At 49.6% G+C, this 25,097-nt stretch carries 23 protein-coding genes, 1 tRNA gene and 1 other RNA gene; 8 read left to right on the top strand and 17 right to left on the bottom strand.

Annotated elements, in window-relative coordinates; genetic code table 11:
- Positions 1-13: 13 nt before the first annotated feature.
- The 3 genes from cobA to hemL are packed head-to-tail and all read left to right on the top strand — an operon-like array spanning position 14 to position 3,846.
- The gene (gene cobA / locus Q0G26_RS04595) at positions 14-1,531 is read left to right on the top strand and encodes a uroporphyrinogen-III C-methyltransferase (protein WP_293828948.1); all 1,518 of its coding nucleotides are present in this window, start codon (positions 14-16) and stop codon (positions 1,529-1,531) included.
- 14 nt (positions 1,532-1,545) lie between these two features.
- Positions 1,546-2,535, top strand: a complete 990-nt coding sequence (gene hemB, locus Q0G26_RS04600; protein ID WP_293828949.1) for a porphobilinogen synthase — start codon at positions 1,546-1,548, stop codon at positions 2,533-2,535.
- A 12-nt stretch (positions 2,536-2,547) separates the two neighbouring features.
- Entirely contained in the window at positions 2,548-3,846 is a 1,299-nt protein-coding gene (hemL, locus tag Q0G26_RS04605; protein ID WP_293828950.1) for a glutamate-1-semialdehyde 2,1-aminomutase, read from the top strand.
- A 96-nt stretch (positions 3,847-3,942) separates the two neighbouring features.
- Here hemL and Q0G26_RS04610 read toward each other — a convergent pair whose 3' ends face one another.
- Positions 3,943-4,500, bottom strand: a complete 558-nt coding sequence (locus tag Q0G26_RS04610; protein WP_293828951.1) for a hypothetical protein — start codon at positions 4,498-4,500, stop codon at positions 3,943-3,945.
- A 366-nt stretch (positions 4,501-4,866) separates the two neighbouring features.
- On the opposite strand from Q0G26_RS04610, the gene Q0G26_RS04615 reads away from it, so the two are divergent.
- Positions 4,867-5,304 carry an Rrf2 family transcriptional regulator gene (locus Q0G26_RS04615; protein WP_293828952.1) on the top strand — a complete coding sequence of 146 codons (438 nt, stop codon included), beginning with the start codon at positions 4,867-4,869 and terminating at the stop codon, positions 5,302-5,304.
- Positions 5,305-5,422: 118 nt separating this feature from the next.
- On the opposite strand, the gene cysK is transcribed toward Q0G26_RS04615, so the two are convergent.
- A complete protein-coding gene (cysK, locus tag Q0G26_RS04620) occupies positions 5,423-6,352 on the bottom strand; it encodes a cysteine synthase A (RefSeq protein WP_366517733.1) in 930 nt (309 codons plus the stop codon).
- A 406-nt stretch (positions 6,353-6,758) separates the two neighbouring features.
- Here cysK and Q0G26_RS04625 point away from each other — a divergent pair, with 406 nt between their 5' ends.
- Genes Q0G26_RS04625 through mnmA form a run of 3 tightly spaced genes read left to right on the top strand, consistent with a single transcriptional unit; the run spans position 6,759 to position 10,055 of the window.
- Positions 6,759-7,901 carry a cysteine desulfurase family protein gene (locus Q0G26_RS04625; protein WP_293828953.1) on the top strand — a complete coding sequence of 381 codons (1,143 nt, stop codon included), beginning with the start codon at positions 6,759-6,761 and terminating at the stop codon, positions 7,899-7,901.
- 4 nt (positions 7,902-7,905) lie between these two features.
- The gene (gene hydE, locus Q0G26_RS04630; protein ID WP_293828954.1) at positions 7,906-8,985 is read left to right on the top strand and encodes a [FeFe] hydrogenase H-cluster radical SAM maturase HydE; all 1,080 of its coding nucleotides are present in this window, start codon (positions 7,906-7,908) and stop codon (positions 8,983-8,985) included.
- Positions 8,982-10,055: a tRNA 2-thiouridine(34) synthase MnmA gene (gene mnmA, locus Q0G26_RS04635; protein WP_293828955.1), complete on the top strand. Its 1,074-nt coding sequence runs from the start codon at positions 8,982-8,984 to the stop codon at positions 10,053-10,055. Before hydE ends, mnmA begins: the two co-directional genes overlap by 4 nt.
- 236 nt (positions 10,056-10,291) lie before the next feature.
- Here mnmA and rlmH read toward each other — a convergent pair whose 3' ends face one another.
- The 13 genes from rlmH to dnaX all read right to left on the bottom strand — a co-directional run bounded on the left by rlmH (position 10,292) and on the right by dnaX (position 22,923).
- The gene (gene rlmH, locus Q0G26_RS04640; protein ID WP_210685123.1) at positions 10,292-10,771 is read right to left on the bottom strand and encodes a 23S rRNA (pseudouridine(1915)-N(3))-methyltransferase RlmH; all 480 of its coding nucleotides are present in this window, start codon (positions 10,769-10,771) and stop codon (positions 10,292-10,294) included.
- Complete coding sequence (locus Q0G26_RS04645) at positions 10,768-11,865, bottom strand: trypsin-like peptidase domain-containing protein (protein ID WP_293828956.1); 1,098 nt, start codon at positions 11,863-11,865, stop codon at positions 10,768-10,770. The genes rlmH and Q0G26_RS04645 overlap by 4 nt, the downstream gene beginning before the upstream one ends.
- Before the next feature lie 13 nt (positions 11,866-11,878).
- The gene (locus tag Q0G26_RS04650) at positions 11,879-12,694 is read right to left on the bottom strand and encodes an MBL fold metallo-hydrolase (RefSeq protein WP_293828957.1); all 816 of its coding nucleotides are present in this window, start codon (positions 12,692-12,694) and stop codon (positions 11,879-11,881) included.
- A gap of 163 nt (positions 12,695-12,857) precedes the next feature.
- Positions 12,858-13,289: a Fur family transcriptional regulator gene (locus Q0G26_RS04655; protein WP_293828958.1), complete on the bottom strand. Its 432-nt coding sequence runs from the start codon at positions 13,287-13,289 to the stop codon at positions 12,858-12,860.
- 6 nt (positions 13,290-13,295) lie between these two features.
- Positions 13,296-14,903 carry a DAK2 domain-containing protein gene (locus Q0G26_RS04660; RefSeq protein ID WP_293828959.1) on the bottom strand — a complete coding sequence of 536 codons (1,608 nt, stop codon included), beginning with the start codon at positions 14,901-14,903 and terminating at the stop codon, positions 13,296-13,298.
- A gap of 21 nt (positions 14,904-14,924) precedes the next feature.
- Complete coding sequence (locus Q0G26_RS04665; protein WP_293828960.1) at positions 14,925-15,782, bottom strand: DegV family protein; 858 nt, start codon at positions 15,780-15,782, stop codon at positions 14,925-14,927.
- Between the two features lie 341 nt (positions 15,783-16,123).
- The gene (locus Q0G26_RS04670) at positions 16,124-17,482 is read right to left on the bottom strand and encodes an LCP family protein (RefSeq protein ID WP_293828961.1); all 1,359 of its coding nucleotides are present in this window, start codon (positions 17,480-17,482) and stop codon (positions 16,124-16,126) included.
- A gap of 14 nt (positions 17,483-17,496) precedes the next feature.
- Entirely contained in the window at positions 17,497-18,162 is a 666-nt protein-coding gene (locus tag Q0G26_RS04675) for a CoA pyrophosphatase (protein ID WP_293828962.1), read from the bottom strand.
- A 212-nt stretch (positions 18,163-18,374) separates the two neighbouring features.
- Positions 18,375-19,592, bottom strand: a complete 1,218-nt coding sequence (locus tag Q0G26_RS04680) for a dicarboxylate/amino acid:cation symporter (protein WP_021720184.1) — start codon at positions 19,590-19,592, stop codon at positions 18,375-18,377.
- Between the two features lie 199 nt (positions 19,593-19,791).
- On the bottom strand, positions 19,792-20,064 hold the full coding sequence (locus Q0G26_RS04685; RefSeq protein WP_293828963.1) for a pro-sigmaK processing inhibitor BofA family protein: 273 nt from the start codon (positions 20,062-20,064) through the stop codon (positions 19,792-19,794).
- 22 nt (positions 20,065-20,086) lie between these two features.
- Positions 20,087-20,686 carry a recombination mediator RecR gene (gene recR, locus Q0G26_RS04690; protein WP_021720182.1) on the bottom strand — a complete coding sequence of 200 codons (600 nt, stop codon included), beginning with the start codon at positions 20,684-20,686 and terminating at the stop codon, positions 20,087-20,089.
- A 4-nt stretch (positions 20,687-20,690) separates the two neighbouring features.
- Entirely contained in the window at positions 20,691-21,017 is a 327-nt protein-coding gene (locus Q0G26_RS04695) for a YbaB/EbfC family nucleoid-associated protein (protein WP_293693793.1), read from the bottom strand.
- 85 nt (positions 21,018-21,102) lie between these two features.
- A complete protein-coding gene (dnaX, locus tag Q0G26_RS04700; protein WP_293828964.1) occupies positions 21,103-22,923 on the bottom strand; it encodes a DNA polymerase III subunit gamma/tau in 1,821 nt (606 codons plus the stop codon).
- Between the two features lie 167 nt (positions 22,924-23,090).
- On the opposite strand from dnaX, the gene Q0G26_RS04705 reads away from it, so the two are divergent.
- The gene (locus tag Q0G26_RS04705) at positions 23,091-24,659 is read left to right on the top strand and encodes a nitrite/sulfite reductase (protein ID WP_293828965.1); all 1,569 of its coding nucleotides are present in this window, start codon (positions 23,091-23,093) and stop codon (positions 24,657-24,659) included.
- Positions 24,660-24,724: 65 nt separating this feature from the next.
- Here Q0G26_RS04705 and ffs read toward each other — a convergent pair.
- Together ffs and Q0G26_RS04715 are read right to left on the bottom strand one after the other, a co-directional pair.
- Positions 24,725-24,824: signal recognition particle sRNA small type (gene ffs, locus Q0G26_RS04710), an RNA gene on the bottom strand.
- Positions 24,825-24,894: 70 nt separating this feature from the next.
- A tRNA-Ser gene (locus Q0G26_RS04715) sits at positions 24,895-24,984 on the bottom strand.
- Positions 24,985-25,097 lie beyond the last annotated feature (113 nt).

The raw sequence follows: 25,097 nt of genomic DNA on the forward strand, positions 1-25,097 counted from the left end.
GGAGAGTGACATCATGACGAAACAAGGTAAAGTATATTTAATCGGTGCAGGCCCCGGCGACCCGGGACTTTTGGGACTCAAGGCTAAGGAATGCCTGCAGACTGCTGACGCTGTTGTTTATGACCGCCTGGCAGATCCGCGTATTCTGGCCTTCGCCCGCAAGGACGCAGAAATGGTTTATGTTGGCAAAGCCAGCGCTAACCACACCATGCGCCAGCCCGATATCAACAAGCTGCTGGTAAAGCTGGCTGCTGAGGGCAAGGTTGTAGCACGTTTAAAGGGTGGCGACCCCTTTGTATTCGGTCGCGGTGGCGAAGAAGCCATCGAACTGCGTGAAGCAGGCCTGCCGTTTGAATTCGTTCCCGGCGTAACCAGTGCTATTGCCGTTGCTGAATATGCAGGCATTCCTGTTACCCATCGCCATGTAGCAACCTCCTTCGCTGTTATTACCGGCCACGAGGATCCTACTAAAGGCGAATCCACCATCCATTGGAAGGGCCTGGCAACCTCTGTTGACACCCTCGTCTTCCTCATGGGCGTAGAAAACATTGAAAAAATCAGCCGCGAGCTCATCGCTAACGGCCGCAGTGCCGACTGCCCGGCTGCCGTTATCCGTTGGGGCACTCATCCTGAACAGCGCACTCTGATTACCACCTTGGGCAGAGCTGCCGCTGACGTTAAGGCAACCGGTATGAAACCGCCTGCTATCTTCCTCGTTGGCGAGGTTGTACGCCTGCGTGAGCAGCTGCAATGGTTCGATAACAAGCCGCTCTTCGGCAAAACTGTTATCGTTACCCGCGCACGTGCACAAGCCAGCGCTCTCACCAAAAAGCTGGAAGCACAAGGCGCTAAAGTTATCGAAGCTCCGGCAATCAAAATTGTTCCGGCGGCAGATTACACTCCGCTGGACAACGCTATTGCCAGCATCAATGACTACAAATGGCTCGTCTTCACCAGCGCTAACGGCGTAGACTACTTCTTTGAGCGTTTGGGCGCAGCTAAGAAGGATGCCCGCGCCCTGGCTAACGTTAAGCTTGCCGCTATCGGCAGCGCCACCGCCAAGGCTCTGGCAGAGCACGGCCTCACCGCCGACCTCATTCCTTCCGCTTACAAAGCAGAGGAGCTGGCTGAAGCACTGGCAGGCGAAATCACCGCCGGTGACAAAATCCTGCTGGCACGTGCTAAGGTTGCACGCGAAGTATTGCCCGAATCTCTGCGCAAAATCGGTGCTACCGTTGACGTTGTAACTGCTTACGAAACTGTTGCTGACTGCGAAAACAAGGACGAGCTCATCGAAGCCCTTGAAAGCGGCGAAGCAAGCATCGTAACCTTCACCAGCAGCAGCACCGTAACCAACCTGCTCGAGGTTCTCGGTGACAAGAAGGAGCTGCTGAACAAGGCTGCTCTGGCTGCTATCGGCCCCGTAACTGCTGATACCCTGAAAAAGCATGGCTATACTCCGGCTATCAATGCCGCTGAATATACAATCGACGGCCTCATGACCGCTATCACAAATTTTTATAATAAATAAGGAAGTGTATCAAGATGAGTATTACCGGTTTTCCTGTATACCGTCCGCGCCGCACACGCGCTACTGAAAATCTGCGTGCAATGATCCGCGAAACCGAGGTTTCCGTAAAGGACTTAATCTATCCGCTTTTCGTCGTTCCCGGTAAAAACGTTAAACATGAAATCGAATCTCTGCCCGGCAACTATCACTGGTCCATCGACCGCGTTATGGAATGCGTTGACGAGGTTGTAGAGCTGGGTATTCCCGCTGTCCTGCTCTTCGGCGTACCGTCCTACAAGGACGCTGTCGGCAGCAGCGGCTGGGATATGAACGAGCCTGTACAACAGGCCTGCAAGCTGATTAAAGCAAAATATCCTGAGCTGGTTATCATTACCGACGTCTGCCTGTGCGAATACACCGAACATGGTCATTGCGGCGTGCTGCAAAACGGCTGCACCGTCAACAACGATGAAACTCTGCCGCTGCTGGCTAAGGTTGCTGTTTCCCACGCTCAGGCCGGTGCTGACATGATTGCTCCCTCCAATATGATGGACGGTTATGTTAAGGCTATCCGCGAAGCACTGGATGCAGCAGGCTTCAACCATATTCCTATCATGGCTTATTCCGCAAAATTTGCTTCCGCATACTATGGCCCCTTCCGTGCTGCAGCAGACTCTGCTCCGTCCGCAGGTGACCGCAAAGGCTACCAGATGGACCCCGCCAACAGTGACGAGGCTCTGCGCGAAGTTGCTCTGGATATTGAAGAAGGCGCAGATATCGTTATGGTTAAACCGGCGCTGGCCTTCCTCGACATTGTACAACGTGTACACGAAACCTTTAACCGTCCGCTGTGTGTTTATAATGTCAGCGGTGAATATGCTATGGTTAAGGCTGCAGCTGAAAAAGGCTGGATTGACGAAAAACGTATCGTTATGGAAACCATGCTGGGCTTCAAGCGTGCCGGTGCCAAAATGATTATTACCTACCATGCGCTTGACGTAGCAAAATGGCTGCAAGGCAAATAAGGAGATATAACAATGGAACATACAAAATCTCAGGCTGCTTTTGAAGAAGCACGCCAATATATCCCCGGCGGCGTTAACAGCCCCGTGCGCTCCTTCCGCAGTGTCGGCGGTGTACCGCCGTTCATCTCCGGCGGCAAGGGCAGCAAAATCTATGACATCGACGGCAACGAATACATCGACTACGTTATGTCCTATGGTCCGCTGCTCATGGGCCATGTACCCGACTGCGTAACCGACGCTATCAAGGCTGCTGCTGAAAAGGGCACCTCCTACGGCGCTCCGACAGTTGCCGAAACCGAGCTGGCAAAATTAGTCTGCCGCCTCGTTCCGTCTATGGATATGGTCCGCATGGTCAACAGCGGTACTGAAGCAACCATGAGCGCTCTGCGCTTAGCACGTGCCTACACAGGCCGTGACTGCATCATCAAATTCATCGGCTGCTACCATGGTCATCATGACAGCCTGCTTGTAAAAGCAGGCAGCGGCGGCGCTACCTTCGGCGTACCCGACAGCCCGGGCGTACCTAAAGCAGTAGCGGCAACCACTATTACCGTACCGTTCAATGACCTGCCCGCTCTGGAAAAGGTTTTTGCTGAGCGCGGCGAAGAAATCGCCTGCGTTATTATGGAACCGACTCCGGGCAACATGGGCCTGGTACTTCCGCATGAAGGCTTCCTGGAAGGCGTACGTGCCATCACTAAAAAGTATGGCGCTCTCCTCATCTGCGATGAGGTTATGAGCGGCTTCCGCAGCGCTCAGGGCGGCAGCCAGTCCCTTTATGACATCGACCCAGATATCACCTGCCTCGGCAAGGTAATCGGCGGCGGTCTGCCTGTTGCTGCTTACGGCGGCAAACGCGAAATCATGCAAATGGTTTCTCCTGCAGGCCCGATGTATCAGGCAGGTACCTTAAGCGGTAACCCGCTGGCTATGGCTGCAGGTATTGCTGCACTCACCTACATGGAGCAGAACGATGTCTGCAACCGTGCAGAAAGCCTTTGCGCTATTCTGACCGGCGGTTTGGAAAAGGCCGCAGCTAAGGCCGGTGTACCTGTACAGATTAATCGTCTCGGCAGCATGTTTACCGTCTTCTTCAGCGATAAACCGGTAACTGATTTTGACAGCGCTGCAGCCAGCGATTTGGAAGCCTTCAAGATTTACTTCCACTCCATGCTGGAACAGGGCATCTATCTGCCTCCTTCTCAGTTCGAAACAAACTTTGTTTCCGTTGCTCATAGTCCCGAAGATTTACAAAAGACTATCGACGCAGCAGAAGTTGCTTTCGCTGAGGTTGCTAAAGCAAGAAAATAATAGCTAAAGCATAAAAATAAGCGTGCAGGCTTGCACATGCTGACATTCGTCAGCTGCAAGCCTGCACGCTTTTAGTTTTAATTTTAATATTGAGTATTACCCGCGAATCAGCTTAATCGAAGGCACTGCTGCTCTGACAAATTTCCACAGCAGCACGGAAATACTGCAATCCATAACAGAATGCAAAACTGTACCTGCACCGACCAGCACAATAACGCTCATTACAAAGCCATTGGACAGCTGCTCCAGCGTAAACATATAGCCGCTGAAGAAAAAGGGCGCTACCACCAGCACCTCGCCCACAGCATGCAATACAGCAAGTCCCAGATTCAGACTGATACCAGCTACAAAGCTTTCCATAATATCAGGATAACGCTTAATGATATAAGCACCAACCAGAGCAAAAATAAGATGGGTTGCCGCACGCGCAGCAATAATCAGAGGTGTAGTTACAAAAAAGCCCATCGTTGTACCTAAGCAGACAGCTGCTGCCACCTTAGGCGAAATAAACATTGCCAAAAAAATTGCTACATGCGCACCCAAGGTAAAGGACATCGGCCCGATAATCACCTTCGGCATAACCATAGGAATAACAAGACCTATAGCGCACAGTACGCCAGCGAGAACAAGTTGATAAATATTTTTATGTTCCAAGAGTATTTCCTCCTCTCACGTATTAGCTAGTGATTATAGCACTATTTATGATAACTTGCAAGTACTATGTATCATTGATTTTTTTAAAATCAAGTTATTCACTTTTCCTGCCAAATTTATCCCGATAATTTCCCACTTATCCCCAGCTTTTCACAAAAGTTATCCACAGTGTGCATAACTTTTGTGGATTGGTGGATAAAAGCTATGCATTTCCTTTATAAAAATCTGCTCAACAATAAACGTTTCCGCCTCCTGCCTATTATTCCACGTGTACAGCCTTCGCTATTTGACTTATTGGCAATAATAGCATATAATTTAAGTAGGTTTACAGATAATTACCCAGTTCAACTCAAAGGTGGAGAAACAATGAAAATATCAACTAAAGGACGCTATGCCCTGCGTATGATGCTGGATCTGGCAGAGCATCAGCAGGATGGCTTTGTTGCCCTCAAGGACATTGCCGCAAGACAAAACATTTCCAAAAAATATCTGGAGCAAATTGTTCCTATTCTGAATAAATCAAATTTCCTACAGGCCAACCGTGGCTTTCAGGGTGGATACCGTCTAGTCAACGCACCGCGTGAGTATACTGTCGGCAGCATCCTGCGCCTGACAGAAGGCAACCTTACGCCAGTAGCCTGTCTGGACTTTAACCCTGTAGGCTGCGAACGCCGCGATGAATGCATCACGCTGCCGCTGTGGCAGGGACTGAGCAAGGTTATTGCGGATTACCTGGATAACATCACTCTGCAGGATATCCTTGACAATTACAAAGCGCGCAGCATTGATAATTATTCGATTTAATGCTTACCCGCCGGTTGCATAACGCCGGCGGTTTTTTGCGCTCTAAATTAAAGAAAGCAGTCCGCGCAGACTGCTTTCTTTTGGTTAGGAAATGGGATGTGATATGTATTTTATCTGCTTATTCAGCAAATAACGGAGTGGAGAGATAACGCTCGCCGGTATCAGGCAGCAACGCTACGATAACCTTGCCCTTGTTTTCCGGACGTTTTGCCAGCAGCGTTGCCGCATAAACAGCAGCACCGGAGGAAATGCCTACCAGCACGCCTTCCTTATGGGCAATAGTACGACCGGTTTTGAAGGCATCCTCATTTTCAACAGCAATGATTTCATCATAAACCTTAGTATCCAAAGTGTCAGGAACGAAGCCTGCACCAATGCCCTGAATTTTATGCGGACCGGCAACACCTTTGGAAAGTACCGGGGAACCTGCAGGCTCTACAGCAACAACCTTCACATTTGGATTTTGGGATTTCAGGTATTCGCCTACACCGGAAACAGTACCACCGGTACCTACACCGGCAACAAAGATATCAACCTTGCCTTCGGTATCCTGCCAGATTTCCGGACCGGTAGAGGCTCTGTGGGTTGCAGGGTTAGCAGGATTGGTAAACTGACTGGGGATAAAGCTGTTCGGAGTGCTTTCTGCCAGCTCCTGAGCTTTGGCAATCGCACCCTTCATACCCTTAGCACCGTCAGTCAGTACCAGCTGTGCGCCATAAGCCTTCAGCAGGTTACGACGTTCAACACTCATGGTTTCAGGCATAGTCAAAATGATTTTGTAACCGCGGGCAGCAGCTACGGATGCCAGACCGATACCGGTGTTGCCGCTGGTGGGCTCAATAATAGTAGCCCCCGGCTTCAAAGCACCTTTAGCCTCTGCATCATCAATCATAGCCTTCGCAATTCTATCTTTGACGCTGCCAGCGGGATTGAAGTATTCCAGTTTACCCAGAATCTTTGCTTCCAGCTTGTTTTCAGCTTCGTAGTTTTTCAGCTCCAGCAGCGGAGTGCCGCCAATCAAATCAGTAATGCTAGTATAAATTGCCATAATAAATCGCTCCTTTGTCTTCATCTAATCAGTATATTATCGTTGTATAGTTTTTCTTTCTTATATTAACAGGTAACCAGAGTCAACATCGTGTATCAAAATGCAAGCTTTTCATTAGTATAATCCCTCATTTTCTCTGTTTTGTAATCTCTAGTAATCATAGTTGATTTATAGGTATTATTATACTGATTTTTTTCTGCCTGTCAACAAAAAGAATTAAAATTTTCTTCGCTTGACAAAAAAGCAGTCGTACTGTACCATATGAAACATATTAAGACAGTAGGAATTAAATTTTACTCAAAATACGCCTCAAAAAGACGCTGACTCTGTAAATATCGCGCCAGTAAGCGTATAATAGAAAAGTAAAAGCAGGATTTCCGCTATTGAAGGAGAATGTTTTACTATTATGAAGCAATTTATCTATGTAGATAATGCAGCTACAACTAAAATGAGTGACGTTGCCGTCAAGGCAATGCTGCCCTATCTTCAGGAAATATATGCCAATGCATCCAGTGTGCACCTTTTAGGCCAGCAAAGCGCCGCTGCGCTTTTCCGCGCGCGCCAGCAGGTAGCGCAGGTACTGAACTGTGCGCCGAAGGAGCTTTTCTTTACCTCCGGCGGCAGCGAAGCAGATAACCAGGCGCTTATCAGCGCTGCGGCTATTGGCAAAAAGCAGGGCAAATGCCACATCGTTTCCACTGATATGGAGCATCACGCTATTTTGCATACGCTTGAAGCGTTGGAAGCGCAAGGCTTTACAGTGACGCTGCTGCGCCCGCAGGCTGACGGCATCGTCACCGCCGCACAGGTAGCAGAAGCTATTACAAATACCACCTGCCTAGTTTCCGTCATGTACGCCAACAATGAAACCGGTGCCATCCAGCCTATCCGCGAAATCGGTGCTCTCTGCCGCAAGCGCGGCGTGCTTTTCCATACCGACGCTGTGCAGGCCGCAGGCCATCTTGCTATCGACGTACAGCACGATAATATCGATATGCTTTCGCTTTCCGCGCACAAATTCCATGGACCTAAAGGCATTGGTTTGTTATTTGCCAAAAGCAGCTTTCAGCTTACAAGTCTTATCCGTGGCGGCGGTCAGGAGCGCGGCAAGCGCGCCGGTACAGAAAATCTTCCCGGCATCATCGGTCTCGCCGCAGCGCTTAAGGACGCACAGGAAAATATGCAGCAAAACACTGCTTATATCACAGGCCTGCGCGATGCTCTGCGCAACGGTTTAGATAAAATTGACGGCGCAAGCTTTAACGGCAACCGCGAGCACTGCCTGCCCGGTACAATCAACTACAGCTTTCAGGGCGTAAACGGCGAAGCTTTGCTTTCACTGCTTTCCAATGAAGGTATCTGCTGCTCGTCCGGCTCCGCCTGCTCCGCAGGCTCGCTTGAGCCCAGCCATGTACTGCTCGCCCTCGGCCTGAGCCACGAAACAGCACAAAGCGCCCTGCGCTTTTCGCTGTGCGAATACAATACCATGGACGAAGTTCGGATAATCATCACTAAAGTTGCAGAAGCGGTAAACCGCTTACGGAGGTAAAAATATGCTGTCAACAGCTGCCAATTTAATAAACAAGCTCACCTACGAGCATGACCTGAGCGACACAGAGCTGTTGACGCTGATAACAAGCACTGAACCGGACATCAACAAGCTGCTCGCCTGCGAAGCGGATAAACTCCGCCGTCAATATTACGGCGACAAAGTCTATATCCGCGGACTGATTGAATTCACCAATTACTGCAAAAACAACTGCTACTACTGCGGTATCCGCGCAGGCAACAGCTGTGCGGAACGCTACCGTCTGACGCAGGAGGAAATCCTGGCCTGTTGCGCCGAAGGCTATAGGCTCGGCTTCCGCACCTTCGTGCTGCAGGGCGGCGAGGATGCGTATTATACAGACGACAAAATCTGCGCCATCGTCAGCGCCATTCGCAAGCAGCATCCGGACTGCGCCATTACACTTTCCATCGGCGAAAAAAGCCGTGCCAGCTATCAGGCATACTTCGATGCAGGCGCCAACCGTTATCTGCTGCGCCACGAAACTGCAGACGTAGAGCATTACGCCAAGCTCCATCCTGCCAGCATGAGCCTGGAAAACCGCAAGCGCTGCCTGTTTGACCTCAAGGAAATCGGTTATCAGGTTGGCTCAGGCTTCATGGTCGGCTCCCCCTACCAAACGCCGCAAAACCTTGTCAGCGACCTGCGCTTTCTGCAAAAGCTGCAGCCTGATATGATTGGCATAGGCCCCTATATTACACACGAGCACACCCCGTTTAAGGATATGACAAGCGGTACGCTGGAGCAGACGCTACGCCTGCTTTCTATCCTGCGACTGCTCTTCCCTTACGCGCTGCTGCCTTCGACAACAGCGCTCGGCACCATCCATCCCAATGGACGCGAGCTGGGGCTGCAGGCCGGCGGCAACGTCGTAATGCCTAACCTTTCTCCGATAGGAGTACGCAAAAAATACGAGCTGTACGCCAACAAAATCTGTACCGGCGAGGAGGCAGCCCAATGCCGTGGCTGTCTGGAGGCACGCGTAAAAATAGCAGGCTATAACATAGTAACCGACAGAGGCGATGTACGCCGCACTTTAGATAAACCAGAAGGAGAAAAATTATGAACAAAAAAGCACTAATCGCCATGAGCGGCGGCGTTGATTCCAGCGTTTCCGCATTGATGATGCTGGAGCAGGGCTACGAATGCACCGGCGTAACCATGAAGCTCTTTGCCAACGAGGATATCGGCGTTTCCAAAGCTAACAGCTGCTGCTCTATCGATGACGTAGCAGATGCCCGCAGCGTAGCTGCCAGCCTTGGTATGCCTTACTACGTTTTCAACTTTGCCGACCGCTTTGAGCGCGATGTTATCGACCGTTTCGTTGACGCTTACGTTAACGGCAGAACGCCTAACCCCTGCATTGACTGCAACCGCTATCTGAAATTCGACCAGCTCTTTGTACGTGCACAGGAGCTTGGCTGTGATTACGTTGTCACCGGCCACTATGCACAAATCAGCTATGACGAAGCAAAGGGACGCTACCTGCTGCGCAAGGCTGTTGACCCTCTGAAGGACCAGAGCTATGTGCTTTATTCACTCACACAGGAGCAGCTGGCACACGCTATGTTCCCTCTCGGAGGTCTGCATAAGACACAGGTGCGTGAAATTGCCGAAAAGCATGGCTTCGTCAACGCTCAAAAGCATGACAGCCAGGATATCTGCTTTATCCAGACCGGCACCTACGCTGATTTCATCGAAGCACGCTTGGGACGAAAATTCAAGCCCGGCAACTTCGTAGATGAAGCAGGCAACGTGCTTGGCAGACATAAAGGCATTATCCATTACACCGTAGGCCAGCGCAAAGGCCTAGGCCTGGCGCTGCCGCAGCCTATGTACGTTAAAGAGATTGACACCAAGAACAACGCTGTTATCCTTACGACAAACGAGGGATTGTTCACCAAAAATGTTACAGCCAAGAATATCAACCTCATTGACTGCGACGCTATCACCGAACCGCGCCGCGTGAAAGCACGCATCCGCTACCACCAGCAGGAGCAGTGGGCAACTGTTACCCAGCCTGACGCAGATACTCTGCAGCTCGTTTTCGACGAGCCTCAGCGCGCCATCACTAAAGGTCAGTCCGTTGTTATGTATGACGGTGACGTAGTTGTCGGCGGCGGCACAATCGTATAAAGCTGTAAATCTGATAAAAAATGAAGCACATTAGAACGCGTAGAAGCATCGCTTTTACGCGTTTTTGTGTGCCAAAATTGCAGTCCGGATTATATTTTCGTTTCACTTTCATCTTCGCTTACGTTTCAAAACCAATACGCAAACGAAACGCAAATTTTTACGTCTCATTCTTGTTGCAACGCAAAAAAGAGCCGTGCCTGCGCACGACTCTTTTTGCTTGGATTATTCTACTTATTTTACCAATGGTACTTTTCGCCTCTGCTGATTTTAAAAGCACGATAAATCTGCTCAATCAACAGCAGGCGAATCATCTGATGCGTAAAAGTCATTTTAGAAAAGCTCAGCGCCAAATCAGCACGCTTACGCAACGCATCAGTATAGCCAAAGGCACCACCAATCACGAAAGTGATATGGCTGTTGCCGGCAAGCGCCAGCTCATCCAGCTTTGCCGCCAAATCCGGGCTGCTCAGCTGCTTACCAATGACATCCAACAAAATCACATAGGAATTTGCCGGAATAATTGCCAGCAGGCGCTGCGTTTCACGCTCCAGCACCTGCTGCTTTTCTGCCGGGGAAGGATTATCTGGCATACGCTCCTCATTAATCGCCAGTGTCTCCAGCTTGCAGAAGGGTGTCAGCCTTTTGCTGAATTCCTCTATCCCCGCAGTAAGATATTTTTCCTTAATTTTGCCTACACAGGCTATCGTTATCTTCAATTGCCGTAATCCTTCGGAACCTCTTCCAATACCACAGTTCTGCTTTCTCTCTGACCGTTACGCATAATCACTACCTCGGCTCTTTCGCCTACCTTGCATTTAGACAGAGCAGTGCGCAGGTCAACAGCAGTCTTCACTTTGCTGCCATTAAAGCTCAGGAGAATATCGCCGGGGCGGATGTCAGCCTTAGCTGCCGGGCTGCCGGGAACAACCTTCACAAGGAAGATGCCGCCATGCAGATCTATCTCAAAGCCATAACGGTTAGCAATTTCCTGATCCATCAGCGAAGCACCCAGATAAGGTCTTGCCACGCGACCGCGCTCTGCCAGCTCCTGCAGAATCGGTTTAGCTGTGTTGATAGGAATAGCAAAGCCAATGCCTTCAACACCGCTTACAGCAACCTTAGCACTGTTGATGCCTACTACCTCACCATCAGCATTGACCAAGGCACCACCACTGTTGCCGGGGTTGATTGCCGCATCAGTCTGAATCAGGTTAAACTTGCGCTCGCCTACTTCAATGCTGCGGTTCAAAGCACTGATAACGCCTGCAGTTACACTGCCGCGGAATTCCAGGCCCAGCGGATTGCCGATAGCAATTGCCGGTTCGCCAACCTGCAGGGTATCGCTGTCACCAAAGGTAGCAACGGTAAGATTATCTGCATCAATCTTTACTACAGCCAAATCGGTTACAGCATCAGCGCCAAGAACTCTACCCTTAACAGTACGTCCGTCAGGCAGGCTGACGATAATTTCCGAAGCGCCCTCAACTACATGGTTATTAGTCGCAATATAACCGGCCTTATCATAAATAACACCGCTGCCTGTACCGCGCTCCATCAGCTGCGTACGGTTAAAGAAGTCGCGCACATACGCCTTGTTGGTAATACCTACGACAGCAGGACCAACCTTCTTGGCTGCTGCTACAATCGGTGTATTGCGTGCCGCGCTCAGCTGCTGCTCAGTCTTGACAGCAGGCTTTTCATGCACTGCGGCAGAAGTTTTATTGTCGCCACAGCCGGCAACCAGAATTGCCGCACCTAAAAGGCCACAGACAAAAATATTAGCTGATTTTTTCCAGATACTCTTATTCATCTGTATCCACTCCTTATTTAAAATCTAAGACTGCCGGCAGCGGACTATCTGCCACTACCCTGTTTTGGGCAGCTACAAAAAGCTCTGTTTCCTGCAGGCGGTTATTATCATGTAAAATATTCTGCACCGTATCCTGCGCCAGCTGTGGCAGGTTATTGTGTTCACTCAGGTGCGCCAGCACAATATGCTCTGGCAAACGCTCAAGCTCTGTCAGAAAATGTCCGGCAGTATCATTGGATAAATGTCCCAGCGTACTCAAGATACGCTGCTTCAGCTGACGCGGATAAGGACCGTTTTTCAGCATTTCCACATCATGATTAGCCTCCAGGACCAATGCACTGCTGCCTGCAACAGCCTCACGTATAGTATCAGTCACAAAGCCTGCATCCGTAAGATAGGTGCACTTAGAACCATTGCTGCGGCTCGTAAAGGTGTAACCGTGCGGGTCTGCAGCATCATGTGGTATGCTGAAGCTCTGCACCTCCACATCACCGCAAAGCAGGCGGTTATTGTCAATAAGACGACAGTTCTGACGCACCAGCTTGCTGTCCTTCGCCAGCAATGCCCGCCAGGTAAGTGCACTGCTATATACAGGCACCTGATAATTTTTTAAAAAGGTTGCCAGCCCGCGCACATGGTCGACATGCTCATGTGTAATAAACACGCCATCCAGCTCGTCTACGCTGACGCCTATTTCCTTCATTCTTGTAGTCAACGCTCTGCAGCTGATACCTATATCAACCAAAAAGCGCTGGTTTGCTGTGCTTATCAAGGCAGCATTCCCCTTGCTGCCGCTGGCCAGCATGACTATCTGAAAGTCGTTTAGCACCAAGCCTTCACTCCTATCAATATAACATCTTTATTATAGCAAATTCATAAACTTCTATTGTGGCATTTTCGTAAAAATAAGTCTACAAAATTCTGACATAACTGCCCAATATATAAAGAAAAGTGTACCAATCAGCTAAATAATCGGTACACTTCTTTATAATTTAATGCAATCTTGAGCACTTCGGACACAGGCCAAAGAAATAGAACTGACGGCTGCTGATAGTGTAACCGCTCTGCTTTTCTACCTCATTTGTCAGCTGCAGCTTGACGCCCTCGTCCATCAGCGCATCATCTACTGCCCCGCATTTCAAGCAGCGCAGATGATAATGCTCACTGACATCGGCATCATAGCGGAAGCTGTCCTCGCCTGTATTCAGAATCTGGATAACGTTGATATCATGCAGAATTTCTACGGTTTTATACACCGTAGCAAAGCTCATAGCAGGAAACTTCGGCTGCAGCTTATTGAACAGCATCTCTGCATTCGGATGCCACGTTTCATCAGCCAAGGCTTCATAAACAGCAAGTCTTTGAGGGGTGACCTTATAGCCACGCTCGCGCAACAGGTTGGTTAATTCCTGACTTGTAAGCATATTTCATCACTCCATTGCCAAAAGAATCGGATACAGCGGCTGTCCGCCGTAAAAGGTTTCAACCTCCCACTCATCATTCAGCTCTTCCACTTCAGCTGCCAGCTTTTCAGCCTGCTCTTCAGTTACATCGGCACCATAATATAAGCTGATCAGTTCATAATCCCCATCTGTCAGCATCTTCTGCAACACTTCCTCCATGCTGCTGCCGTTGCAAACAATTTTATCGTTTAAAATACCAAGATAATCGCCCTCATGGATAGCAATGCCGTTAACTACGCTGTCGCGTACAGCTACGGTAATACTGCCACTGGCTGTTTCCTTGGCTTCCTTGGTCATAATAACAGTGTTTTCTTCCATGCTGCGGGTTGCATCAAAATGCAGCAGTGCGGACAAACCCTGCGCCATATTGGTAGTAGGAACATAAGCTACCTTGGAATTACCCAGCAGCTTACGCACCTGCTCAGCTGCCAAAACAATATTCTTATTGTTCGGCAAAATAATATACTGCTCGCAGGTACCATTTTCAATAGCATTAACAAACTCTTCTACCGGAGGATTCATGCTCTGGCCGCCGCTGATAATCTCTGCAGCGCCCATTTCATGCATAATCTTGGCAATACCGTCACCGGCAGCAACAGTAAGCACACCAACGCCATGCTTAACCGGCTGAATATCATCAGCGCTAAAGAGACGGTTTTCGTGCTGGTCGCGCATATTTTCTACCTTGATATCATGCAGAGTTCCCCAGGTCTGCGCCATGTTGAGCGCATCACCAGGATGCTTGGTATGAATATGTACCTTAACGATATCCTCTACCACTGCCACAATCATGGAATTGCCCATGCCCTCTAAGGCCTTGCTGACAGTCTGCTTATCAACATTAGCATCCTTGACGATAAATTCGGTGCAATAAGGATATTCCAGATCAAGCGGCTCGCCCTTCTGAATCTGTACCTTGGCACGCGGTGTAACAGGAAGCACTTCGCAATCCTGACCGCGCAGGCCTGCCAGACAGCCCTCGAAAAAGACAATCAGGCCCTGACCGCCGGCATCAACAACACCGGCTGCCTTCAGTGCAGGCAACAGCTCCGGAGTTCTGGCAAGCTCTTCCTTGCCGCTGCGGATAGCCTCCAGCAGCACTTCCTCCAGGCTCACATTACCACGAACAGCGTTATAAGCACCCTTGGCCATGCCGCGGGCTACTGTCAGAATAGTACCTTCTACCGGTTTGGAGACACTGCGGTAAGCATATAAAATACCAAACTGGAAGGCCTTGCCGATTTCTGTATTGTTCAGCGTCTTTTTACCGGCAACACCCTTGCCGATACCACGCAGCAGCTGCGACAAAATTACGCCGGAATTGCCGCGTGCGCCCATAATAGCGCTGCGGGCAGCTGCGGCACCGATTTCGCCGGCCTCGGCTTCATCGCTCATTGCGCTGATAGCCTTCGCCACGGACGCCATAGTATGCATCATATTCGTACCGGTATCGCCATCCGGCACCGGAAAAACATTTAAATCATTGATAGCTTCAAAATTTTTTTCAAAGCTATGGTAAGCACCCAGCAGCATATCCTTCAGCTGCTTGCCGGTAATTACCTTGATATTATTCATCTAAACCCCACACCTTTCCTTTCAGGCTTTGCGACGGACGAATACACCGATAGCACCGGGTCCAAGATGAGCAGCCAAAACGGTGCCGATACCTGTAAGCATAGTCGGTACATTCGGGAATAATTCCTGCATCTGCTGTTTCAATTCCTCTGCATCTGCCAAAGCCTCTGCATGAGCGACGAAAATTGCTTCAATGGGTGCTTTTTCCGCAGCCATCTCAACCATGCGCTTCATAACCTTTTTACGGGTACGGCATTTGTCCGCAACTTCCAGTCTGCCCTCTTTATCTAAGTGCACAATAGGGCGAATACCAAAAATACTTCCTATCAAAGCGCCAACTGCGCCAATGCGTCCACCCTTTTGCAAATAGTCTAATGTATTTACACTGAAAAATGTTTCTGTACGCGCAACCATCTCACGCGCCATTTTTTCGGCCTCGTCAATATCCATGCCTGCAGCTGTATGCTTCAGTACTTCCATCGCAATACCGCTGATAGGGCAGGCAGCAGTCTTGCTGTCGATTACACGGATATCCGCGCCCTTTATATCATCCATTACCTGACGTGCAGCAACGCAGGCGGTCTGATAGGTACCGCTGAGCACGCTGTCTACTGTCAGCATAATAACCTTTTTACCTTCCTGAGCAAGCTTGGTAAAAAGCTCAATTACAACGCCGATAGGCGGCTGTGAAGTAATCGGCAGCTTGCCGGTTGCTTCTACCATACCGAACAATTCTGCCAGCGAACGTTCCCCGTCCTGCCATTCCAAATCTCCGTGACGGATAATCAAACGCAGAATGTGGCAACGTGAATCATCCTTCAAAGCTGTTTCGTCTGCTGCCGAAAGACTATCTACGACAACATGTATTTCATCGTGCATATAAGCCTCCTGTTAGTTATGAATATTCTCTATATAAGTTATATCCGTTCTTCTCCCATATTATATTATATTGTACCATATTCTGAAAACTATTGCTACATTGACTATAGCTAGCTGACAATATTTCAAAAATTATATACTAAATTTCTAAAAATGGCAAAAAAAAAAGCCCTTACGAAGAAGGGCCAAATGAGGGGCTGTTTTGATGTTCTTAGTATACCATCTTTGTATACAAAATGCAAGAGTTTTTTGTAAATTTTTTTACGTTAAATAACGAAACTGTCCACGAGCTTCAGAAGCACCTTCTGATTCGTGGACAGCTCTTTTATTTATTATCAAGCTTATTTGAAGTCTGCGCCCAGCATAACAACACCATCGCAGTCAGCAGCACCATCGCGGCTGATGCGCATCTGGTGCGCAAAGGGTACATTGGAAAGACGATTGACAACAGCACCATTATTAGTCGTAGAAATAACAACTGTATTGGCAATCACATCACCACTGCCGCCGCTGATAACCTCAAAGCCTGCATTGCGCAAGCGCGCAGCAGCATCTGCGCCTGCTGTCTTGCTGCCGCTGCAGTTAACAAGACGTACAACTCCGCGGCTGTCAGAAGAAGTTTCTTGGGAAGCAGTATTTTTACCTGCATCCTTGGCTTTATCAGCCTGCTTCTTCTTTTCTTCCTTCGCTTTTTCTTCTTTCTTAGCCTTCAGTTCCTTTTCTTCCTTGACAGCTTCCTTGTTTTCCTCGCTGTCATCGCCCTTTTCTACCTTTTCCACAGCATTGTTGTATTCCTTCTCCATCAGCTCAGCTGCAGATTTGTAGTGCTCCGTCATGGTTGCACCCTGCATCTTGACCATCAGCTCACGCAGGTCAGTAATATCCGGCAGCCAATAGCTGACGCCATCGATATACTTCGGAGTACCGGGAACCATCGCCATAGACAGGCCCTTTTCCTTAACCATAGAATGCAGCGCTCTGCCCAGATCCATCATATCACCCAAAGGCATATCAGTCTTCACCATAGAGGTCAGCTGCTTGGCCAGACCGGGGATATGCAGCAGCATATCGGCAGATGTAATTTTATCATAAACTGCCATCAGGAAATGCTGTTGACGACGGATACGACCGATATCGCCTTCTTCATCACGGAAGCGCACATATTGAATGGCTGTTTTGCCATCCAGATGCTGGCGACCTTTTTTCAGGTCAACGGTAAAGCCGTCCCAGGTATCATGGTAGTACATGTCCTTTTCCACATCGATATCAATACCGCCAATAGCATCTACAAGACCGGTAAAGCCTTTAAAATCAACCATTACGTAATTGTTGATTTTGATACCCAGCAGCTCTTCTACAGTTTTCTGTGTCAGCTCACGTCCGCCGTAAGCGTAGGCATGGTTAATCTTATCCCAGCCGTGACCGTCAATGCGTACACGTGTATCACGCGGCACAGAAAGCAGGGAAGCGCTCTTATTACTGCTGTCGAACATTACGACAAAAAGCGTATCACTGCGGCCAACATCATCAGAGCGTTCGTCAACACCCATAACAACGATATTCTTTTTCAGGTTCAGCCTGTCAGTCGGCGCAAGATTATCCAATCCCGTTTCCGGAAAAAAATAACCGAAGGCAATATAGCCTACTACACAGATAGCCGTTACAATCATTAAAATTTTTGTCTGGAGAATGCTTTTCATCCTTATATAACCTCTCAATCAATTTCTTCTGCCAGATATTCCGTCAGCTCTTTGCGGCTGCGGTACAGGAAAGCATACAGCATGCGTGCGGTCAGGCCCCAGATAACCTTATCCTCATACAGGTAAAAATACACATAATAGGACTTGTTCATGCGCCAGCCACGCTTGCGCTGCGGCACCAGGTCAAACGGAAAATCATCACCCGGATGGTCTGCCAGCTGTACAGAGCCACGCCGCGGCTTTTGCTCCAAAAGCACCTTTAGCGGCACAGTAAAGATGCGCTCCACCTCACTCTTGCTGTACGTAATCTTGCTGATATCATCAATCAGACCAACAAAGGGGTGGATGATTGGTCCGTTATGCGTTACCAGACAGTCCAGCTCACCGCAGATGGTGATATTCTCCGGCTGCAGGCCAAGCTCCTCGCAGGTTTCGCGCACTGCGGTATTGCGGAAGCTGTTATCCGCACATTCGTACTTACCGCCAGGGAAGCATATTTCACCCGGCTGACTGCGCAGCGTATGCGCCCGCTCTTCAAAAAGCACACCGATGCCTTCGGGAGTACGCACTAAGGGCAGCAGCACAGCAGCATCCCACAAGCGGTCCAGCTTATCAATGCCAGGAGCACGACGGTGCAGTCGCTCAAACAATACATACTGTAATTTTTCCATCTCATTCATAATAACACCTTATTTTAACACCTTTGCCTGTAAAATTAAATAGTATTTATAAATTTCTGCGCAGCAAAAGTTTTTTCCTGCCAACAAATGTAACTAAGCTGTAAAATCCAGGTAACAATCCTTGAAAACTGCACTTTAAATATTATGTTTCTGCATAAAAGGAAAGCGCCAGCCGCTAATGCAGCTGACGCCAAGGGAAAGACAGATTTTAATTAGTACAGAGGAGCTTCAGCTTCTGCATGCTTTTTTTCGCTCTTGTCAACCAGCAGAGTTACAGCAGCATCGCCGGTGATGTTAACAGAGGTACGCGGCATATCCAGGATACGGTCGATACCTGCGATAAGAGCAGAGCCTTCCAGCGGCAGACCAAGGCTGGTCAGAATCATGGTCAACATGATGAAGCCTGCACCTGGAACACCTGCAGTACCGATAGAAGCCAAAGTACCGGTAACTATAATGGTCATGTATTGGGAAGCGGTGAGGTCAATGCCGTACAGTTGAGCAATGAACAGTGCGCATACACCCTGATAAGCAGCAGTACCATCCATGTTGATGGTTGCGCCCAACGGCAGAACGAAGCTGGAAACCTCTTTGGAAGCGCCCATTTTTTGAGCACAGCTCATGGTCAGCGGCAGAGTACCACCGGAGGAGCAGGAGCTGAAAGCCATCAGGGATGCCGGAGCGATACCCTTAATAAATTGGATAAAGCCCATGCCAGCCAAGAATTTAATCATAGAGCCATAAACGAGAACGGCGTGCAGAAGGCAAGCCAGATATACAGCAATAACAACCTTCAGCAGCGGCAACAGTACGGAAGGACCGTTAGATGCAACTACCGGAGTAATCAAGCCGAAAACACCAATCGGAGCAACAGCCATGATCATGCCAACGATTTTGTAGGAAACCTCAGCCAGACCATCAATGGTGTGCTTCAGAGCGTTAGCCTTTTCACCGACAACGGTGATACCAGCACCAACGAAGAGAGAGAAAACGATGATTTGCAGCATGTTGGCTTTAACCATAGCTTCCAGCGGGTTAGTCGGGAAAATGTCAATGATAACCTTGGAAATAGGCGGTGCAGCCTTAGCAGCAACCTTAGCGGTATCAGCAGCCATATGCAGGCCAACACCCGGCTGCATGATGGTACCGATTGCCAGACCGATAACGATAGCAAAAGCGGTGGTTACCAGATAGTACGCTACGGTTTTAACACCGATACGGCCTACCTTTTTGATATCGCCCAAGCTGGTGACACCAATTACCAGGCTGGAGAATACCAGCGGTACGATAACCATTTTGATCATGTTCATAAAAATTGTTCCCAGAGGACCAATCCAGGTCTTGGCGAAGCCGGCGCCTTCAGCACCCAGCTCCAGGCCTGCAATAATACCAAGCGCAAGGCCGATTAAAATTTTTGTAGATAAATTCATTTTTACAACCCCCAGATAATTAAGTAAAAAAACTGTTAAGCTAATTATAACAACTTATCAGAGAAAAGTCCGATTGTATACAGTATTATTGCCTTGTATACAATATTATTTACGAGACTCCTTGTAAAATGTACTAAGTCTACTATGTAAGCACATAAAAATACCCCTGCACAGGTGCGCAGAGGCAAAACAAATTATCTTATTTAACTAAAAGCTCATACAGCACTATAGCAAGAGCACCGGGAACACCAAAGAAGCCGGCAATCAAAGCCTTGATAATGGTAATCTTCATAGTAAAGCCAGCTAAAGAGCCTACTACATTGATAAACCACAGCAGCAAAGCGCCGCAGAGACCATTCCACACCAGCTTGAAGGGCATCGACAGCAGCTTTACTACTACCAAAAGCAGCAGCACGCCTGCAATCATCGGCCCAAAGGCACCAAGCGGTGACAAAATAGCATTAAGTTCCATAAATAAATAACGCCAGTCCTTTCTACATCTTGCGCCTGTTTTCCAGCGCCTTAGACAAGGTTATTTCGTCAGCATACTCCAGATCGCCGCCCATCGGCAGTCCATGAGCAATACGGCTGACGGTTATTCCTACAGGCTTCAGCAGCTGCGCCAGATAGGTAGCAGTCGCCTCGCCCTCTACATCTGAGTTGGTTGCAATAATAATTTCACTGACTGATTCCTGCTGCAAACGCAAGAGCAGTTCCCTGATGCGCAGCTTTTCCGGGCCAATACCATCCAGCGGCGAAAGCACACCATGCAGCACATGATACAGTCCATGATAGCCATGACTGCGCTCCATCGCTGCAATATCCTGTGGCTGCTCTACTACACAGATAGTAAAGCTGTCACGTGAGCTATCGCGGCAAATCTCACATACATCGCTGTCAGTAAGATTAAAGCAGCGGCTGCAGTAATGAATCTGCTCCTTGGCGCCGCTTAAGGCCGCCGCCAGCTGCTTCACATCCTCCGCAGGCATGTCAATCACATGATAGGCCAGTCGCATAGCTGTTTTCGAGCCAATGCCCGGCAAGCGCCTGAGCTGCTCATATAAATTAGCCAGCGGCCTGATCATTCTTGCCATCAGCTTAGAACATGCCAGGCAGCTTCATGCCGCCGGTAACCTTAGCCATTTCTTTTTCGGTCAGCTCGTCAATCTGCTTCATAGCGTCATTAACAGCTGTCAGAATCATATCCTCAAGCATTTCTACATCCTCGGGATCTACAGCGGTCGGATTGATTTTGATGGATTTCAGTTCTTTTTTGCCGCTGACAACAACAGTTACAGCACCGCCGCCAACAGAAGTTTCTACAGTACGGCTTTTCAGATCCTCCTGCATTTTCGCCATATCGGACTGCATTTTTTGTACCTTTTTCATCATTGCCTGCATATTACCCATGCCACCTGGAAACATAATTAAATTCCTCCTTGATATTACATATATTGATATTATATATTCTCAGAAACATAAGCCAAGACCTGCTAGTCTCAATTTAGTTTCATTGGTCAGATATATCTGTTACGCTGCCACCCAAAGCATTAAAGGCCTTGCGCAGGTTTTCCGGCAGCTGCGCTGCCTCCAGATTTTGCGCTTCGCTCTCCTCCGGCTGCTGTACTGCCTGTTTTTTTGCAGTGGACTGCGGCAGCTTGGCCTTGCCCTCAATAACAGACTCCAGCCTGATTTCGCGCCTTGCCAGACGCAGCAGAACATCCTCAAAGGCACCGCGATAATCATCCTTGTTCATTCTGTCTGCAAGGAAGGGCGCCTTGAAGGCAACCTGCAGAATGTTGTTGGCAAAGCTGAAGACTCTGCCGTTTTTAGCGCAGGATACCATTGAGTTCTTCTTTTCAGCCTTCATAATCTCCAGAGCCTGCTTCCAGAAGTCCTCACCGGCGGCAAAATCACCGGCATATTCCTCAGTCTGCTGCACTTTAGCACTTTTAGGCTTAGGCGCAGCGTTCACCGCTGCAGCCAGCGTATCAGCAGCAGGCTGCTGCGCTGCTACAGACTTCTTAGCCGGTGCAGCTTTCGCTGCCTGCAGCCGTTCTGCCGCAGGAGCTTGCTGTGCCATCGGCTGCGAAGCTGCCGGTGCAGCATATTCCTGTACGGTTGGTTGCTGCACTGCCACAGCAGGTGCAGGCTGAGCGTTAACCGGAGCCTGCTGATAAACAGGCATCACCCCACCTGCCAGCTGACGCTCCAGCTGTTCTATTCTTGCCGACAAAGCAGCCAAGGTACTGCCCTCTACGCGGCACAAATCAAGCAGGCACAGCTCCGCAGTAATGCGCGGACGCATAGAACCGCGCAGCTCCTGAATAGCACTGTGCAGTCTTTCTTCTGCCGCCAGCAGACGGTCACGTCCGAACAACGGTGCCAGCTCCGCCAAGGCTTCTTTGGTATCCGTCAAATAAATTTCCTCATAATCAGGCACCGCCAGATAAAGTACCAACGCCCGCAGATACTCAATAAGCTCCGTAAGCACCTGCTTGACGTCCTTGCCCTGCTCCAGCAGCAGATTCAACGTAGCCAGCGCCTGCGGCAGCTGTCTGCGGCCTATGGCACCCGTCAGCTCGTGCAGCGCTTCGCGCCCTACGATGCCCAGCACCTCGCGCACAGTCGCCACAGTAACACGCTTAGCCATGACCCCGCACTGGTCCAGCAGGCTCAGCGCATCACGCATACCGCCCTCAGCCTGAATAGCTATTAAACGCAGCGCGTCCGCATCGGCCTCAATACCACTGCCTGCCGCTACCATAGCCAGATGCTCCGCAATCTCGTCTACCGTCACCCTGCGGAATTCAAAGCGCTGACAGCGCGACTGAATTGTCGCAGGCACCTTCTGCGGGTCTGTCGTCGCCAGAATAAATACAGCGTGTGCCGGCGGCTCCTCCAATGTCTTCAGCAAGGCATTAAAAGCGCCCGTAGAAAGCATATGCACCTCGTCGATAATATAGACCTTATAACGGCTTTCGGCAGGTGTAAAGGCTACCTGCTCGCGCAGGTCACGGATATTATCTACGCTGGTGTTGGACGCAGCGTCAATTTCAATTACATCCAGAGATGTTCCCTGTACAATGCGCTGACAATTGCTGCATTGACCACAGGGCTCGGCAGTAGGCCCCTGCTCGCAGTTCAGAGCCTTGGCCAGAATACGCGCCATACTGGTTTTGCCGGTGCCACGAGGACCGGAAAACAAATAGGCGTGGGCTATTTTACCGCTTGCCAAAGCATTTTTCAAGGTTGTTTTCACAGCCTTTTGTCCCACAAGAGCGTCAAAATCCTGCGGTCGCCACTGGCGATACAAAGCTACATAAGCCAACACTGCCACCTCCCCCGGAATTAATTACATACATAACTATTATACTCAAAATAGCCTAAAAAGTAAATTACAGTTTAGATGCTCCAGTTTACCATCAAAACAAATATTTTACTAATGCACTGAAGTATTATATAATATCATCAGCTAATCAAAAGGAGGCTACAGCAATGACCATACCAGAAATTGACAAGGACTTTTTACGCAAGCAGTTACCTGACTTTGCCAGGCAGACTGCTGACTACCATAATGAAAAAATCGGCAAAATTGCCTATAAGGAGTTTTCCGGCTACTTCGGCAGCTTCGCCCAGCGCGACGGCAAAAGCAATATGCTGCGCCTGCGCTGCAGTGCCGGTCGCATAACTGCAGATAAACTGGCCTTCATCGCCAAGATGATCCGCAAGTATAACATCGGCCGTATCCACTTCACCACCGGCCAGACTATCCAGCTGCATGACCTCGGCGCCGAAGCTGCCGCTGAAATTTTGGAGCAATGCCTGGACGCGGATATCATCCCCTTCGGCTGTGGCGGTGACTATCCAGGTAATGTCCTCTGCTCACCCTTAAGCGGTGTGGAGCGCGAGGAATATTTTGACGTGCTGCCTTACGCCGAAGCAGCAGCGCAATATCTTGTCGCTGCCATTCCCGACGGCAAGCTGCCACGCAAATTAAAGACCGGCTTTTCCAATTCCCCGCAAAATTTTACGCACGCCACCATGCGCGATTTAGGCTTCGCCGCCCGTCCCGACGGCCGTTTTGATGTCTATAGCGCCGGCGGTTTGGGACCTGCTCCCTGCATCGGTATAAAAATGGCGGAGGCTGTTGCTCCCGAAAAAATCTTGTATCATATCAAAGCAATGCTCGCCACCTTCCGCGAATGCGGCACCTATACGCAAAGATCCAAATCACGCACCCGTTATCTGCCTGAGCTTTTGGGCGGCGAGGCTGCCTACAAGGCAGCCTACAGTGAACGCCTCCTGCAGGCGCTGCAGGAGGGCGGACTTGATTTGCAGCCGGAAGCCACAAAAATCACTAAACGAGACTTCAAGCTAATTACCGGCTTCCGCATTACCTCGCAGAAGCAGCCCGGTCTTTACGCCGTAAATTATCATCCGCAGGCAGGCCTGCCCAAAATTGCAAGCTTCCTCGCTCTGGCGGATTATCTGCAGAACGTTAAAGCCGCCGAGCTGCGCCTTGCTCCCGACCAAAGCGTCTATATTATCAACCTCACTGCTCCCGAAGCAGCAAAGGTAATGTCGCTCACGCCAGACACTGCCTATAACGCCTTCACCAGCAGCGTGGCCTGCATCGGCTCCACAGTCTGCCAGATGGGCATGGGTGATTCCCAAAGCCTGCTGACAAGCTGTTTTGAAGAAATGGCTACGCAGTACGCCGCCAGCGATGCGCTGCCGCAGATTTATATTTCCGGCTGTCCTTCCAGCTGCGGCACTCACCAAATAGGTGAACTCGGCTTCCGCGGTACAGTTAAGGTTATCAAGGGCACAGCGCACCCTGCCTTCACCATGTACATCAACGGCTGCTCACTGCAGGGCAATGAACGCCTAGGGGAAGAAGTCGGTACACTGCTCGCCGAAGATGTCCCCTTCGTCCTTTTGGAAATCGGCAAGCATATCGCCCAAAGCGGGCTGGACTTTGCCGCCTGGCAGGCAGCAAATCCTCAGGCCATCGCTACTATCATTGCTCCCTATATGAAGAAAATCGAGCTGCTCAGCAAATAAGCGCAGCACAAAAAACTCCGTCGCACATGCGACGGAGTTTTTTCGTTTATTTCCCTGTAGGACCGCAAAGACGGGCTTCCCCACGGCACATGAAAGTATCCGCTTAAGGCTGCTTCCTTCCGGACCTGACCTGGTTCACAGGCTCCCATTGCGCAGGACCCGGCTCTACGATCCTACAGAGAAACAAGCTATATGTTTTTATTAAAAAAGCCGCTTAGTGCGGCAGATTTTTAAGTGGCGGAGAGAGAGGGATTCGAACCCTCGGTACGGTTTCCCGTACACACGCTTTCCAGGCGTGCACCTTCAACCACTCGGTCATCTCTCCAAGGTTGAAAACTTTAAACTATTTTCAATTTGCCAGCACAATACGTACCTGCAGTCAACATAACTGCAAGTAGTATTATACTGGCATTTTCAATGAAAGTCAAGCGTTTTTCG

Origin of the sequence: uncultured Phascolarctobacterium sp. (assembly GCF_934190775.1) — a bacterium.
In the GTDB taxonomy this organism is placed as follows: Bacteria; Bacillota; Negativicutes; order Acidaminococcales; family Acidaminococcaceae; genus Phascolarctobacterium_A.